Annotated in this window: 13 protein-coding genes; 5 read left to right on the forward strand and 8 right to left on the reverse strand. The window is 42.4% G+C overall.

Annotated features, from left to right (window positions below; translation table 11 throughout):
* Together QZ735_RS09995 and uvrB are read left to right on the forward strand one after the other, a co-directional pair.
* A partial coding sequence (locus tag QZ735_RS09995) for a M56 family metallopeptidase (RefSeq protein WP_294247663.1) occupies positions 1-1,211 on the forward strand: 1,211 nt, incomplete at its 5' end.
* Positions 1,212-1,336: 125 nt separating this feature from the next.
* Positions 1,337-3,328, forward strand: coding sequence for an excinuclease ABC subunit UvrB (uvrB, locus tag QZ735_RS10000; RefSeq protein ID WP_294247666.1), 1,992 nt, complete (start codon positions 1,337-1,339; stop codon positions 3,326-3,328).
* 84 nt (positions 3,329-3,412) lie between these two features.
* On the opposite strand, the gene QZ735_RS10005 is transcribed toward uvrB, so the two are convergent.
* From QZ735_RS10005 to QZ735_RS10020, 4 genes are all read right to left on the reverse strand, one after another.
* Positions 3,413-3,637, reverse strand: coding sequence for a DUF3820 family protein (locus QZ735_RS10005; RefSeq protein ID WP_294247721.1), 225 nt, complete (start codon positions 3,635-3,637; stop codon positions 3,413-3,415).
* A gap of 31 nt (positions 3,638-3,668) precedes the next feature.
* Positions 3,669-4,754: an AI-2E family transporter gene (locus tag QZ735_RS10010; protein WP_294247669.1), complete on the reverse strand. Its 1,086-nt coding sequence runs from the start codon at positions 4,752-4,754 to the stop codon at positions 3,669-3,671.
* Complete coding sequence (locus QZ735_RS10015; protein ID WP_294247670.1) at positions 4,754-5,491, reverse strand: beta-carotene 15,15'-monooxygenase; 738 nt, start codon at positions 5,489-5,491, stop codon at positions 4,754-4,756. The genes QZ735_RS10010 and QZ735_RS10015 overlap by 1 nt, the downstream gene beginning before the upstream one ends.
* 74 nt (positions 5,492-5,565) lie before the next feature.
* Positions 5,566-6,288, reverse strand: coding sequence for a hypothetical protein (locus tag QZ735_RS10020; RefSeq protein WP_294247673.1), 723 nt, complete (start codon positions 6,286-6,288; stop codon positions 5,566-5,568).
* Positions 6,289-6,334: 46 nt separating this feature from the next.
* On the opposite strand from QZ735_RS10020, the gene QZ735_RS10025 reads away from it, so the two are divergent.
* Together QZ735_RS10025 and QZ735_RS10030 are read left to right on the forward strand one after the other, a co-directional pair.
* Positions 6,335-7,312: an aminodeoxychorismate synthase component I gene (locus QZ735_RS10025; RefSeq protein ID WP_294247675.1), complete on the forward strand. Its 978-nt coding sequence runs from the start codon at positions 6,335-6,337 to the stop codon at positions 7,310-7,312.
* A complete protein-coding gene (locus QZ735_RS10030; protein WP_294247677.1) occupies positions 7,296-7,922 on the forward strand; it encodes an aminotransferase class IV in 627 nt (208 codons plus the stop codon). The genes QZ735_RS10025 and QZ735_RS10030 overlap by 17 nt, the downstream gene beginning before the upstream one ends.
* Before the next feature lie 334 nt (positions 7,923-8,256).
* On the opposite strand, the gene menD is transcribed toward QZ735_RS10030, so the two are convergent.
* Positions 8,257-9,933, reverse strand: coding sequence for a 2-succinyl-5-enolpyruvyl-6-hydroxy-3-cyclohexene-1-carboxylic-acid synthase (gene menD, locus QZ735_RS10035; RefSeq protein WP_294247680.1), 1,677 nt, complete (start codon positions 9,931-9,933; stop codon positions 8,257-8,259).
* Between the two features lie 85 nt (positions 9,934-10,018).
* Here menD and QZ735_RS10040 point away from each other — a divergent pair, with 85 nt between their 5' ends.
* The gene (locus tag QZ735_RS10040; protein ID WP_294247683.1) at positions 10,019-10,969 is read left to right on the forward strand and encodes a 2-oxoglutarate and iron-dependent oxygenase domain-containing protein; all 951 of its coding nucleotides are present in this window, start codon (positions 10,019-10,021) and stop codon (positions 10,967-10,969) included.
* A 37-nt stretch (positions 10,970-11,006) separates the two neighbouring features.
* On the opposite strand, the gene QZ735_RS10045 is transcribed toward QZ735_RS10040, so the two are convergent.
* The 3 genes from QZ735_RS10045 to QZ735_RS10055 all read right to left on the reverse strand — a co-directional run bounded on the left by QZ735_RS10045 (position 11,007) and on the right by QZ735_RS10055 (position 14,708).
* On the reverse strand, positions 11,007-11,894 hold the full coding sequence (locus tag QZ735_RS10045; RefSeq protein ID WP_294247686.1) for a hypothetical protein: 888 nt from the start codon (positions 11,892-11,894) through the stop codon (positions 11,007-11,009).
* A 644-nt stretch (positions 11,895-12,538) separates the two neighbouring features.
* Positions 12,539-13,363 carry a GLPGLI family protein gene (locus QZ735_RS10050; protein ID WP_294247689.1) on the reverse strand — a complete coding sequence of 275 codons (825 nt, stop codon included), beginning with the start codon at positions 13,361-13,363 and terminating at the stop codon, positions 12,539-12,541.
* A 538-nt stretch (positions 13,364-13,901) separates the two neighbouring features.
* A complete protein-coding gene (locus QZ735_RS10055) occupies positions 13,902-14,708 on the reverse strand; it encodes a GLPGLI family protein (RefSeq protein ID WP_294247691.1) in 807 nt (268 codons plus the stop codon).
* Positions 14,709-14,836 lie beyond the last annotated feature (128 nt).

Consider the following 14,836-nt stretch of genomic DNA (forward strand, 5'->3'; position numbering starts at 1 on the left):
AAACCACCCTGAAAACATTAGATCTCAGTCCGGTACAGGAAAGTTTTAACTGGCCTGACCTTTTTTGGATGATTTACGGAACCGTGACCCTGATCCTTTTTGTAAAAGCTGTCGCATCTTTCGTCAAGATCCGGAGGCTGAAGGGCCATGAAATCACGTATCAGGGCCGGCGCATGGTTCTTACAGAGAAGCCCCTTTCGCCGTTCAGTTTCTGGGACACGGTGTATCTGGGGAAAAACTACTTTACCAAAGGAATTCTTGATCAGAGGATATTCCTGCATGAAGAATGCCATCTGGAACAGAGGCACAGCCTGGACCTTTTGCTGGCGGAGCTCTTCAGCATTTTTACCTGGTTCAACCCTGCTGTCTATCTTTACAAAAAAGCTATGATCACCAACCATGAATTCCTTGCCGATGAAGCCGTACTGAAACATGAATTCAACAGAAAAGATTACCAAAACCTTATTTTACAGGAAATTATTTCCGCTCAAAACTATAACCTTACACATACATTCACTTTTAAAAACACCCAAAAACGATTTATTATGATGAACACCAGAAAATCCAGACTGGCTGACGTTAAAAAACTGATCAGCTTCCCGGCCCTTCTTATGGCTTTCGGCCTTTTTGTGCAGAAGACCTATGCCAATTCGGTTGAAAAAATAAGTAAGGAAATCCAAGAGGAACTTTCAGGACCCTTGAAAAATCCGGTTCCTGAAAATACCGGCGAGGCATCCGGTAATGATAAGAATAAAGTTCCGGAGCCATTCATTGAGACGCCGGAAAGCATTGATAGTGAAAAGGAAAAAACAGTACAGGACACCATCCGGCCGAAAGAAGGAAAGATAGCGGAAATACCCGTGCAACCTGTACAGAATACAGATCCTGTTGCAAAAGATGACAACATTCTGCTTCCGCAGTTCCCGGGCGGTATTAATGAACTGAGGAGACGATTCTCAAATTCATTCGATGCGTCAGCAATAAAATCTGAACAGACGAAGGGCCTGGTCAGGGCAGATGTTTACTACGTGGTGAATGAAGAAGGGCATGTAGAAGACCTTAAAGTCTCAGGAAGCAATGAAGTTTTTAATGCTGAAGTAATTGCTTCTTTTCGAAAGGCCAATGAAAATATCATCTGGAAGCCTGCTGAAAAGAACGGAAAACCGATAGATTATACCATGAGAATACCATTAGCCATGACATTTCAGTAAATTTCATCAGCACCCTTCCGGGTGCTGGTTTTTTATGGGTGCATGGTTCAATTCAGGCGGGATAAGCTTCTTAATCAGGAATTTCTTTCGTATTTTTGTTAGATAAGACAAGATCACAATTTTCTATGCAGTTTAAAATCCAATCAGAATATAAACCAACCGGCGATCAGCCACAAGCTATTGAAAAGCTTACTCAAGGCGTTAAAATAGGGGAAAAATACCAGACGCTTCTTGGGGTCACCGGTTCAGGAAAAACCTTTACCGTGGCTAATGTTGTCAACAATGTCCAGAAGCCTACCCTGGTGCTGGCCCACAACAAAACCTTAGCGGCCCAGCTCTTTATGGAGTTTAAAGAATTCTTTCCGGAAAATGCCGTTGAATACTTTGTAAGTTATTACGATTATTACCAGCCGGAAGCTTATATAGCAACCAGTGGTACCTATATCGAGAAAGACCTCAGCATCAATGAAGAGGTGGAGAAACTCAGGCTCTCGGCAACGGCAAGCCTTCTGTCCGGAAGAAGGGACGTGCTTATCGTTGCATCGGTTTCCTGTATTTACGGTATCGGAAACCCTACGGAATTTCATAAATCCTTAATTTCCATAGCCATTGGTGAAAAAGTAACCCGTACCGCGCTTTTGCATGCTTTGGTTAATGCTTTATATTCCAGAACCCTGAATGAATTCCAGAGGGGAACATTCCGGGTAAAAGGCGATGTTATCGACGTGTTTCCTGCCTATGCCGATACTGCTGTCAGGATCCAGTTCTTCGGTGATGAAATTGAAAAAATCCAGAGCTTTGATCCGGTTACAGGAAACGTCACAGCAAATTTTGAGCAGATCCAGATTTATCCGGCCAATCTCTTTGTCACGTCAAAAGATACCCTGAACGGAGCGATCCGGAATATTCAGGACGACCTGGTGAAACAGGTGGACTTCTTTAACGAAGTCGAAAAGCCGCTGGAAGCCAAAAGGCTTCAGGAAAGGACCGAACTGGACCTTGAGATGATCAAGGAACTGGGCTACTGCTCCGGAATCGAAAATTATTCGCGGTATCTGGACGGAAGGATTCCGGGAAGCCGGCCGTTCTGCCTGCTGGATTATTTCCCTAAAGATTACCTGATGGTGATTGATGAAAGCCACGTTACCGTTCCTCAGGTCCACGCCATGTACGGAGGCGACCGGAGCCGGAAGGAGGCTTTGGTAGAATACGGATTCAGGCTGCCGGCTGCCATGGACAACCGCCCGTTGAAATTCGAGGAATTCGAAGCCATCCAGAACCAGGTGATCTATGTTTCGGCAACGCCGGCAGATTATGAGCTGGAAAAAACAGGAGGTGCCTATATCGAGCAGATTATCCGGCCTACAGGCCTGCTGGATCCGGTGATCGAGATCCGTCCTACGATCAACCAGATCGACGACCTGATGGAGGAAATCCAGAAAAGAGCGGATCTGGATGAAAGGGTACTGGTAACTACCCTGACTAAAAAAATGGCTGAAGAGCTGACCAAATATTTTACGAAATTCGGTATCCGGACCCGGTATATCCATTCGGATGTGGAAACCCTGGAACGGATCCAGATCATGCAGGATCTCAGGGTCGGACTTTTCGATGTCCTGATCGGGGTTAACTTATTGAGAGAAGGGCTTGACTTACCGGAAGTTTCACTGGTAGCCATTCTGGATGCAGATAAGGAAGGAATGCTGAGAAGCAGGAGATCCATGATCCAGACGGTCGGCCGGGCTGCCCGTAACCTCAACGGAAGAGCCATCATGTATGCCGATAAAATTACCAAATCCATGCAGGCTACCCTTGATGAAACCGAGTACCGGCGGGCCAAGCAGATGGAGTACAACGAAAAACACGGCAAAGTGCCGGTCGCATTGAATAAAAAGATTTCTGAAGCCCTGGTAGGAAGAAGCAAGGATTTCCCGGATGAAAAATATACCCAGAAGGAAATCCTCCAGAAAGTAGCGGAAGCCAAGGCCAGCTATACTTCAGAAGATATGGAAAAGGCAATTGCCCAAAAGCAGAAAGAGATGGAGATGGCTGCCAAAAACCTGGATTTCATCAAAGCGGCCAAGCTGAGGGATGAAATTGCAGCACTAAAAGGATAAATGAAAAGAGACTGTTTGCAGACAGTCTCTTTTTCTTTATATACTTAAGAATTTACGGTAAGGTTTACTAAAAAAAACTCCGGTTCATCCGTTTCTGACGGACCTGCGGATAGGAATCAGCAGATCGGTCAGGCCATTGAGTTTTATTTCATAGACCGTAGCCAGCTGCATTCGCAGTTTTCCTTTCGGCATTCCCTGCCGCTGGAACCATTCCAGGTAACTCACCGGAAGATCAGCCAGCACCGTTCCCTGGTATTTTCCAAACGGCATTTTTACTATACATATTTCCTTTAGGATTTCAGGGTTTATTCCTTCTGTCATATTTCAGTTGATCTTTTCATTACAGTATTAAATCCACTTTCGTTTCCAGTCCCTTGTTTTTATCGGGAATTTCCAGTTCCGGAGTATCGTCATCTGAAAATTCGTCCCTGTACACCTGGATCAGCAACAGGGTTAACGACACCATGATAGGCCCGAAAATAAGGCCCATAAACCCGAAAAGATTCATTCCCATGATGATTCCGAAAACGGTGTTCAGAGGATGGATGTCTTCCAGTTTTTTAAGCAGGGTGAAACGCAGCAAGTTATCCGTAAGCCCGACAACAATGACACAGTAAGCAGCCAGTCCCAGCCCGGCTCCCGTATTCCCCTCTGCAATCATAAAGATACAGATAGGACCATAGATGATGGCAGCTCCAACGACAGGTATCATGGAAGTAGCAGCAGTTAAGGCAAATAATAATATAGGGCTGGGTGCTCCGAAAATAAAGTAACCTACCAGGGCTACGATTCCCTGTCCTAACGCCACTACCGGGATCCCGATAGCATTCGCCATGGTAAGCTTTCTCATTTTCTCGCCGATCAGAGAGACATTGGAGCGCTTCAGCGGGGCGGACGAAGCTAGGATCCTTTCAAAAAACCTCGGTTTCTCCAGCATAAAATACAGGATAAAATACATAGAAGCAATCACGGTAAGGGTATTTACCGTACCGCTCAGCGCCCGTGTAGAAAATTGCCCTACCGTACCCTTGAGTTTATCCATATTCTCTTTACTGAGGATATCAAATTTAAACTTTGAATAGATATAGGTATGTATTTTCTCCAGGAACACATTGAATTTGCTCATATAGGCCTGTGCATTTCCCATTTTCTCAATCAGCAGGTCGCCGATAAAATAGACAGGAAGAACAATGATGATGATACTGGCAAGCATCAGAACAAGAGCTGCAGCCCATGGCTTCCACTTTTTCTCTTCCTGAAGGTAGAAATTATACTTCCGGCAAACCACGTAAATCGTGATAGCTCCCAATACCGAAGGGATGAAAAGCGCGAGGTTAAAGCAGATAAGCCCAACCATTACCAAAATAATAGCCAGTAATGCTACCTGCTTTATTTTTACACTGCTGATTTGTTCTTCCTTATTCATTATTTTTTATAGATTATTTGTCTTGGCTTACCGAGAAATGCGCAATACAGGGAATACATTACCACCATAATAAAAGGTGCCGTAACAATAATCCCGATTCCGCACAGTATAACCCCTGCAACAGAAATTATAAATCCCAAAATGGTCGCTCCTAAAAACGTGCCGTAATTTTCCTTGGCAATGGCAAATGTCTTGCTGAGCGCCTCTGTGGCGGAAGCGTTTTCAAATAACAAAATGGGATACCCGAGCATCAGCAGCGGATACACGAAAAATACAGGAATAACACAGAAAAAAGCGGCAATGGAAGAGATGATTCCTGAAAGCACACTATAGATTAAGATATTTACGAAATTCTGGCGATAGCCTACAAACAGGTCTGAAAATTCTATAGGCGTTTTGGTATTGTACTTATTCACCATATAAATCAGCCCTACATACAAAGGAGCAAGGAACAACCCCAGCAGCCACGACAAAGAAAGGTAAAGCGTAAACCCGGGGGCTCTCCAAATGCTGTATCCGGATAAGTCGTTGCCATAGCTTCTCATATCTTCCGCCATTTCTGCAGAATTGAATCCGCTCAGCATCTGTATGAGAAAACCTCCGAGGATGTAAACAATCATGGCTACGATAGCATAAGGAAAAACACCTTTGTACATTTCAAAGGCATGCGAGATAACGGATCCTGTATTTCTCTCCGGAACAGAACCCTGCTGGTCAAATTCATTAAATTCTGACATGGTGTAAATTTTTTTAATGTTGTTCTCTCAAATTTACTTTTTTTATAAGAAACAACCACCACACCCATGAAAATTTAATTTTTCTCTGAAAAGATCGTTTTATACAGGGAATAAATCATGGCATTCCAGAACGGAAAAGTGAAAAGACCTCCGATGAAGAAAACGGCAAACCCAATGTATCTGAAAATCACGGCAACCAGTACACAAACCAGTATTTCCAGAAAATACATCTTCATCGCTTTAAAATTCAGCGAAATGGATTCAAAGATGGTTTTATTCATAAAAAACATCATCGGCGCTACAAAAATGGTAAGGCATACCCATACCAGAGGCAGAATGACAAGCCTGAAAGTGAACAGATAAATAACCATCCAGAAAAGATAATACGAGGTATATCTAAAAAAGTTGAGCCCGTTATATCCTGCAAAAAGATCACCGATTTCCGGTTTCTCATTCAGATCAATTTTCCTGAAAATCTTAAACAGTCCCAGGTTCAGCGGATAGAGAAATACCAGCGTTCCCAGAAACGCCAGGTTGAAATACTGTGAATTCTCTGATTCACCAAGTTCCGCTGCTTTGGCCAGATACGCTTCCGTACCTTGCCGGAAAGCATCTATCAGCTCCTGCTGCTGATCCCAGATCCCGTACCGGGTAGCAAAGAAAAAGAAAGCGGTAAAAAAAACGGCAAAATAAATGACCGAAAACATCAGCTGGTACACCAGTGTTTTATTCCAGTAAAAAAATGCCTGCTTCAAAAGCAGATCGAGTCCCGGTTTCTGTGGATATCTGTTTTCCATTAAAAAATTTTGTGCAAAAGTAATCATCAATAATTAATTTTGCGGAATGTTTTCAGTGAATCAGCAAAAATTTGTGGAAATGGACCGGCTTTCCCTTGCGGAAGTTCCTTTTTTCTTTATCGTCGACTTCCTTGCGGAGCGTGTAGAGGTATTTACGGAGAGTGAAATTGAGGAAAACGGGCTTCTTATCGACTTTCAGGGTTTTTCCAATGTACAGCCGAAGCCCGTACCGGATCAACCGGTGGAATGGAAATCTTACCCGGAAACCCTGGAACATTTTAATGAGGGCTTCCGTATTGTCCAGGAAAATATCCGGCTGGGGAACTCATACCTTGTAAATTATACCCGGAAAACCCGAATTGAAACCAACCTGAGCCTTGAAGAAATATTTTTTCAATCAAGTGCGAAATATAAGGTATATTATAAAGATTTTTTCGTATTTTTTTCTCCTGAAACTTTTATCAAGATTACTGACGGTAAAATTTTTACCTATCCCATGAAAGGCACTATTGATGCCGCCCTGGAAAATGCCGCCGAGCTGCTGAAAAACGACAGAAAGGAAAAAGCCGAGCACTATACGGTAGTGGATCTGCTCAGAAACGATCTCAGCATGGTAGCGGATGAGGTAAAAGTAGACCGCTTCCAGCACATCGATTTCATCAAGACACGGCAGAAAGACCTGTATGCCATGAGCTCGGAGATTTCAGGAACCGTAAAGCCTGAGTACCTCGGAAAGATCGGGAGCATCCTTCAGAAGCTGGTGCCGGCAGGTTCCATCTTAGGAGCTCCGAAACCCAGAACCCTTGAAATTATCCTTGAGGCGGAAGGGTATGAACGGGGATATTATACCGGTGTCTGCGGATGGTTTGACGGCAGGAACCTCGACAGCTGCGTCATGATCCGTTTTATAGAAAAGGAAGACGATAAGCTGTACTTCAAAAGCGGCGGCGGAATTACCCACCTGAGCAGATCTGAAGACGAGTATCAGGAAATGAAAAATAAAATCTATGTCCCAATTCATTGAAAGCATTAAAATAGAAGACCGGGAAATTTCCCTGCTGGAATTCCATCAGAACCGTGTAGACCGGACTTTCGCCCACTTCGGGAAAGAAGGTTCCATTGACCTTTCCAAGATCTATAAAAACCTGGAAAATGACGGTGACGGGCTTTTCAAGCTCCGTATTGTCTATGATCTGGATAAAAAGATCCGTACCCAGCTCATTCCTTATGCCTTACCGGAAATCCATTCTTTCCAGCTGGTAGAGAACAACAGTTATGATTATTCCTTTAAGTTTGAAGACCGCAAAGAGCTTGAAAGAATGAAGATGAAAGCCAGGGCCGAAGAAATCATCATTGTAAAAAACAACCATATTACCGATACGTCTTACAGTAACCTGCTGTTTAAAAAAGGCAAAGAATGGTTTACGCCGGCCTCCTATCTCCTGAACGGTGTCCAGCGGCAGTACCTGCTGAAACAGAAGAAAATCAGGGAAGCAGAGATTACGCTGCAGAATCTGAAAGCGTTTTCCCATTTCCAGATTATCAATGCCATGAACGGTTTTAGTGAAAATTTCATTTATCCCATGGAAAAGATCATCAATCTTCCCGGCAACGAAGAATATACAGACCTTTAAATCCGATATGGCAGCATTTTCCTGCAACCTTTTATTGTCATGAATACACTGCGCATCCTGTACAGATCATCAATTCCATTGCGGCAGGCCGTTTAGTCTATTTGTATGGGCTGATGGCTGCACGCGGGAATCTGAAGAAGCATGCTTTATATAGTCCGGGCGGTTACATTTCTGGTCATTTCCAACAGGCACTGCAGTGGATTTTGGAAGAAAATCCCTGATGATATTGATACGTTGAAAAGAAACCATGCCCATCCGTTCACAAAATTATCCCTGCCAGAAAAAGTAGCCGGCCCTTATTCCAGGGCTGGAGGAAGGTTAAATTAAATTGAATTTAATTTTCTTTTAAAAAATTAAAATAAGCTTTCTGGATGTCTGCGTTATTCTTGCCGTAGGTATTCACCTCCAGTATTTTAGGCTGGACATCCGGCTTGAAGAAATTCTCAAGTACCCTTTCCAGCGTAGCTTCTTCATCTACTTTCGTATAGGTAAACCCAAAATGTTTAGCCAGGTGCTCGGCATTTTTATGATGCTTGGTGGCAATGAATTCATCCAGGGCATTCGGGTTGGCATTGCCCGGTCCGGGAATGATCTTAAAGATGTTCCCTTCCCCGTTATTGAAGATGATAATTCTTACAAAAGGCGGAATGTACTGGTTCCATAGCCCGTTGATGTCATAAAAGAAGCTTAAGTCACCGGTGATTAATAAGGTAGGTGCAGTATTTTTTATAGCAAAGCCCATTGCGGTGGATGTAGATCCGTCGATGCCGCTGGTTCCCCGGTTGCAATAGATTTTTCTCTTTCCGTAATCGAACAGCTGTGCGTAGCGGATGGCTGAACTGTTGCTGAAATGGACATTGTAATTTTCAGGAATCGTCTGTGAAGTCCTGTGGAAAAAATAGAAATCTGAAAACGGCACTGTATTCAGAAACATTTCGTGTTTTGCATCCTTCTTGTCTTTAAGGACGTCCCAAAGGTTAAAATAAGGCCTCGGCTCCAGGCTGACTGACTTCAGTAGCTTGGCAAAAAAGACTTCCGGCTTCACTTCGATGTTCTCGGTAAGGGCAAAGTAGGTATCCGGCTGCCAGAACGGATCCACATGCCAGTGCTGCTTCGGCTTGGCTTTTCTCAGGAACTGCTTCACTTTTTTGGAAACCACGTTCTGCCCTACCGTAATCAGTAGATCGGGCGCATAGGTCCTGTAGTCTTCCTCGGTAAAGTTAAAGACATAGCGGTCGATGTGCCTGAAAAATTTTTCGTGATGCAGGTTGGAATTCGCTTCACTGAGTACCACCACCGAATGATTTTTCACCAGCTGGGTCAGCTGGTTTTCCAGCTCGGCGCTGTAATCGCGGGTTCCTACCAGGATCATGATTCGCTGGGAAGTATGCCAGTCAGCGATCAGCATTGAAGGAAGTTCATACTCTTTCTGCCGGATGGTTTTCTCCACGTCCGGAAACGTCGGCAGCTCAGAGATCAGTTCATATAAAGGTTCTTCCAGCGGAATATTGATATGTACCGGGCCCTGCTTTTCAAAACAGAGCTCAATGGCTTTTTTAATGGTGTCAAAATTGAGCTCTTCCGCATTTTCCTTACTGTCTTCCAGGAGCTGGAAGTCGCCATAGGAATGCTGGTGGTAGAGCTGGTTCTGCCTGATGGTCTGCCCGTCAAAAATATCCACATAATCCATTGGCCGGTCCGCAGTGAGGATCAGCATCGGGATATTCGAATAAAAGGCTTCGGTCACCGCAGGATAGTAATTGGCCGCCGCAGAACCGCTGGTACAGGTAATGGCTACCGGTTTTTTATGGCTCATTGCCATGCCCATTCCTACAAAAGCAGCACTTCTTTCGTCCACAATACTGAAACAGTTGAAGCCGTCCACTTCCGAAAAGTGGATGGCCAGAGGGGCATTCCTGGATCCCGGTGAAATAATGATATCTGAAATTCCGTATTGCTGAAAAAGATGCGCCAGTATCTGAATACTTCTTTTGGAAGAATATTTTTTCATAGAGCAAATTTACTTGATAAATACTTAACATAAAAAAGAATTTAATTTAAAAATCGGTAATTTAGCGGTTCGTAAATTTCTAAAAATGGACAAAATACCTAGTGTAGACCTGCGTGATTTCCTTTCGGGTGACCCGGAACGCAAACAGAAATTTGTAAATGAAATCGGAAAAGCTTATGAAGAAATTGGTTTTGTAGCCTTAAAAGGCCATTTTCTTGATGACGAATTGGTGGATGAACTCTATGGGGAGGTAAAAAACTTTTTTGAGCTGCCTACAGAAACGAAACGGAAGTACGAGATTCCCGGAATCGGAGGCCAGCGCGGCTATGTCGGCTTCGGGAAGGAAACGGCAAAAGGCTTTAAGAAGGGAGACCTGAAGGAATTCTGGCATTTCGGACAATATGTGTCTGAAGATTCCCGGTACAAAGATGAATATCCCGACAATGTTACGGTTGAAGAACTTCCCAAGTTCAACGAAGTTGGAAAAGAGGCCTACCAGATGCTGGAAAAAACAGGACAATATGTCCTGAGAGCATTGGCACTCTATCTTGGGCTGGATGAATTTTATTTTGACGATAAAATTGCAGAAGGAAATTCTATTTTAAGGCCGATTCACTACCCGCCGATTACGGAGGAGCCGGATGACGCAGTAAGAGCTGCAGCCCACGGAGACATTAACCTGATTACCCTGCTGATGGGTTCCCAGGGAAAAGGACTTCAGGTGCAGAACCACAAAGGAGAATGGATCGATGCCATTGCCGAACCGGACGAACTGATGATCAACGTTGGTGATATGCTGTCCAGACACACGAATAACAGGCTGAAATCCACCATTCACAGAGTGGTTAATCCGCCGAGGGAATTGTGGGGGACATCAAGATATTCCATTCCGTTCTTCATGCATCCCGTAAGCTCCATGCCACTCAATGCACTGGAAAACTGTGTGGATGAAAACCATCCGAAGCTGTATGAAGATACAACGGCAGGCGAATTTTTACATGAAAGGCTGATTGAGCTTGGACTGATCAAAAAATAACTACCAAACCGGGCCGATGGACCCGGTTTTATTTTTTTTATAATATAACGTGGAATTTTTCGGCCAGAATCTTTTTATACTGCTCTGCCCTAATATCATGGCGATGGGTAAGAAAATGATAGCGCTCCCTGAAATAGAACTCCTGGCATTTTACCGGCAGGTAACGGTTGATCTCATCATCATCAGTATGCTCGATAATCTCATATACGGGTAACTGTAACTTCAGCAGCTTCCGGCTGACAGCATATTTCCTGAGAATATCGTAATCCGTCCCGGAATTACAGGTATAGCCCGCTATATTCTTTTTAAAATATTTCTCATAGTAATAGAGCATCAGTTCCTTTCCTGTAAGATCTAATGTTCCACTGTTGATACATACGAATACGGTAAAGAACCAACGTTCTTTTGCCTTCGCTTCTATTTCTTTAAAAAACAGATCCTCCCTTCCTGCCGGCGAACGGTTCATCTGCTCGGCTTTTTTAAGGACTGCCTCCAAAGCTGACTCCGAGATCCGTATAAATCCGGCCGCATCATTCTTTCCGTAATACTTCTGGTATTCAAAAATTTTCATGCTGAGCTCTGTCATCAGGTGCCGGAAAACGTAGTTATGCAGGGCTGCCTTCTCCCCTTTGAAAACAATACTGTCAGACTTGACAGAGATGCCCAATGATTCTTCAGGATGTAAAAACAACGTAATCTCAGTCCCCTTTTCCGGAGTATTTGCTGAAATTACCGATATTTTCCCTACCCTTCTTTTTTCACTGATTGTTGCCTTCTGATTGATTTCAAGCTTTACTTTCTTTTGTAAATACTGCAGCGATACGGGAAACGCCGTTTTATTTTCCACCGTAATTTTCTGTGCAGTATAAGGATATGAAAACAGGAATATGATGAGCATCTTTCCTTTCCTGATAAGATTTGTCATTGCTATTTTCTTTTTTGTCATGTCGGATCAGGATGTCAACGGATACTGCTTCCGAAATCTACAGGTTGACATAATCTGTCGTATGCAACCCTTTATTTCAGGCAGATCCGGCCATCCGATTCCGTGGCCTCATCCGGTTGATAACTTTGTCTGGAAATTTCTCATGATTTCATCCTCTTATTTCCAATACCTTATTATTCAATACCACAGGTTTTTCAACTGGCTGTAAAAATAAGATGTATTGTATTAATTATCAAATTTTTACCTATACTTAATTTACGTGTAGCAAAATTTCAGATTAAAATATACCACACTATATTGACTTATTTATTTTTTACCTATCTTTACCATACTATCAAATTTTTAATTAAAACAATATGAAAAATCTAAAAAAACTAGACAAAAGCCAGTTAAAGAACATTAAAGGAGCAGGAGGAATCAAAACACTTCCGGAGCCTGAATTCTGTGTGTATGCCTGTGGCAATACAGTAATCTGTACAGCATGCAGCGATGACTTCAAATGTCCGGATGATTCAATCTAGGATGATACTCAAAAATATAAAACCGTTCCTTCAGGAGCGGTTTTTCTTTTGTAGCAGAACGATTCAGGTTCCTGTTATTGTCCGGAGTGCTTTTTTATCCGCTTACAGGTGATCCAACAGATCTATTTCCAGGATATTGTTATCTTTTTTAATTCTTTCTTTAAAACGTTTTTCCTCATCCCTGAAAACCTGTTCCCCGGTCCTGAAATTTCCTTCACTGTCCGCCTGGTCCGGATATCTTCCCCTCAGGTTTTTTAACGGATCCTTCCGGTATTCCGTTATTATTTTTTTAAGGTCAGCAATGGAAATCTTTTTTACTGGCGTTGAATTGTCAGTTAACGGGTATTCCTGTTGGTCTTTCAGTTTTACGATCTGTGTGGCCGTAAACACATGATTTTTTTGAGTGTCCTCCAGTTTCAGGATCAACCCAGGCAGCCCTCTGAATTTATAAGGTCCTTCCTGGACCGGAAAATCCGGGGCAAACCAGGCAACCCAGTTCCTGCCACCAAAATTTGTCTCTGCACTTGTAACGGTATGTCCAAGAATTTCTGATTTCATATTCGTAATTTTCCATTCAGGCTTACGGGGATCTTCCACATCATATACAACAGAGCCTACTTTCGTAATCATGTGAACTTGATCTGCAATCCGGTTTTTCAGGATTCTTAAATCAATATACTCGCGGTTCGGCGGCATATAATGCAGTCCCTTTTTCGTATGAGCCAAGGCTGTGGAATCAACGACATAATTCCGGTAGCTGTAAAAGTCGGAGCCATCCTCCTGTATATCAAGGAGCATATATTCATTACGCACACTTTTCCGGTCATTCGTATCGGGAATAAAGAAATATTCATAAACAATCCGGGTAGCCTGTGCGTTGGATAAGCTGAAGCTGAAAATAAAAAGAAAAACAATAAATATTCTCATACGTAAATGTACACTAAAAAAAGGCTGTCAAAAATGACAGCCTGAGATTGATACTAAGCAGGAGTTAAAACGGCTCCCTTAACGCATGTCAACTCACCGCCTGTGCCATGATCATGGTGTACAGAAGTACTGCAGTTATTCGTTCCTTCCCAGCAGCATTTGTAATCTCCTGACGGCTGTTCAAATCCACCGGTTACATTTTTCAACTCGTTTCTCTGAAGTTTTTTGAAATTTTTCATAGGTAAAATGTTATTTGATTGGTGTCGTTATTGACAATCAAATATATGAAACAGTTTGATTGATAGAGCCTTGAAATTAAAGCTTTTTAAAGCCTATATTTCCTTTTTGTTAGAATTATTATCATTCAGGTTTATGTTGAAACGTAATTTCAGCTTGAATTTTACCATTCACAATCATTGACATTACAAAGAACCTCTGTCTTTATCCGTTTTACACAGAGTATAAGAAATTATATGAGAAAGCCATACTAACGAAAGCCATTTCTGCTTATAATGATTTGAATTGAATGTAAAGCAGATTATTTAAAGTGCGGCCTGTAATCGATTTCTGGTGGATTATTATGTTCCTTTAGCGTTTTCTGCATTTTCTTTGACATCTCGCGGGAATCCCATGACATCTTATTATTATTTTCATCTGTAACCATAAGTTTTAATCCGCTTCTTTCAAGCTCGGCAAACGGCTGACGGTAAAAATTTTCTTCTAACGTTCTGAAAACAGGAAAAGTAAGTGCTTTACCTTTCTTGGGCGGAAAAAATACAGATCCTGTTATCTTCTTATAGCTGATGAGACTAAAGATGAAATTGCTATCCGTATCAGCAATCCGCACAATAAGCCCGGGCAATCCATGAAATATATAAGGCCCTTCCTGTAGAGCAATGCTTTTCCCAAACCATGCTTCCCAGGTCCTGCCACCATATGCTACGGTTGCTTTCTGACACTTTACACCTGCAACGGTAGCCATATCGTTCAGCAATTTCCAGTTTAATTTTTCTTCAATGAAAATATCATAGGTATCCATAACCAGAGGAACCGTGACCGTCTTATAGATTTTACTTTTATCCTTACGGCTGTACAACTGATCAAAATCCAGAGGTGTATCTAATCCTTTTCCCGTTCTTTCCCGTAACGAATCATAATAGCGGTCATATTCAGATCTGAAAACGGATTCCGTACCTGAAATATCAAGGAAATAATTTTCAGTTTTCGAAGATTTCTTCTGGTCACCGGTAAGGCTGGTCACCTTGTATATAAATGAGAGATTTTGCGAAAACAATAGATTTGTTGTCGCAAAAAGTAATACCATTAAAAAAAATAGTTTTTTCAATAATACAATTGCTTTTGATTTTTAATTATTGAGGACATCTCCTGATCGTGTACCGCCGTCAATTTTCTTTACCTCCATTCTTGAAAGTTTCTTAATATGTTTCATTTTCTAAATTCTGCTGTTTCAAA

Source organism: uncultured Chryseobacterium sp., from assembly GCF_913776365.1.
GTDB lineage: Bacteria > Bacteroidota > Bacteroidia > Flavobacteriales > Weeksellaceae > Chryseobacterium.

What these genes read in the sequence shown, in the direction of transcription:
- uvrB (WP_294247666.1), top strand. Translation starts at nt 1,337, where the DNA reads ATGCAGTTTAAAATCCAATCAGAATATAAACCAACCGGCGATCAGCCA.
- QZ735_RS10010 (WP_294247669.1), bottom strand. Translation starts at nt 4,754, where the DNA reads ATGAATAAGGAAGAACAAATCAGCAGTGTAAAAATAAAGCAGGTAGCA.
- QZ735_RS10015 (WP_294247670.1), bottom strand. Translation starts at nt 5,491, where the DNA reads ATGTCAGAATTTAATGAATTTGACCAGCAGGGTTCTGTTCCGGAGAGA.
- QZ735_RS10020 (WP_294247673.1), bottom strand. Translation starts at nt 6,288, where the DNA reads ATGGAAAACAGATATCCACAGAAACCGGGACTCGATCTGCTTTTGAAG.
- QZ735_RS10025 (WP_294247675.1), top strand. Translation starts at nt 6,335, where the DNA reads ATGTTTTCAGTGAATCAGCAAAAATTTGTGGAAATGGACCGGCTTTCC.
- QZ735_RS10030 (WP_294247677.1), top strand. Translation starts at nt 7,296, where the DNA reads ATGTCCCAATTCATTGAAAGCATTAAAATAGAAGACCGGGAAATTTCC.
- menD (WP_294247680.1), bottom strand. Translation starts at nt 9,933, where the DNA reads ATGAAAAAATATTCTTCCAAAAGAAGTATTCAGATACTGGCGCATCTT.
- QZ735_RS10040 (WP_294247683.1), top strand. Translation starts at nt 10,019, where the DNA reads ATGGACAAAATACCTAGTGTAGACCTGCGTGATTTCCTTTCGGGTGAC.
- QZ735_RS10045 (WP_294247686.1), bottom strand. Translation starts at nt 11,894, where the DNA reads ATGACAAATCTTATCAGGAAAGGAAAGATGCTCATCATATTCCTGTTT.
- QZ735_RS10050 (WP_294247689.1), bottom strand. Translation starts at nt 13,363, where the DNA reads ATGAGAATATTTATTGTTTTTCTTTTTATTTTCAGCTTCAGCTTATCC.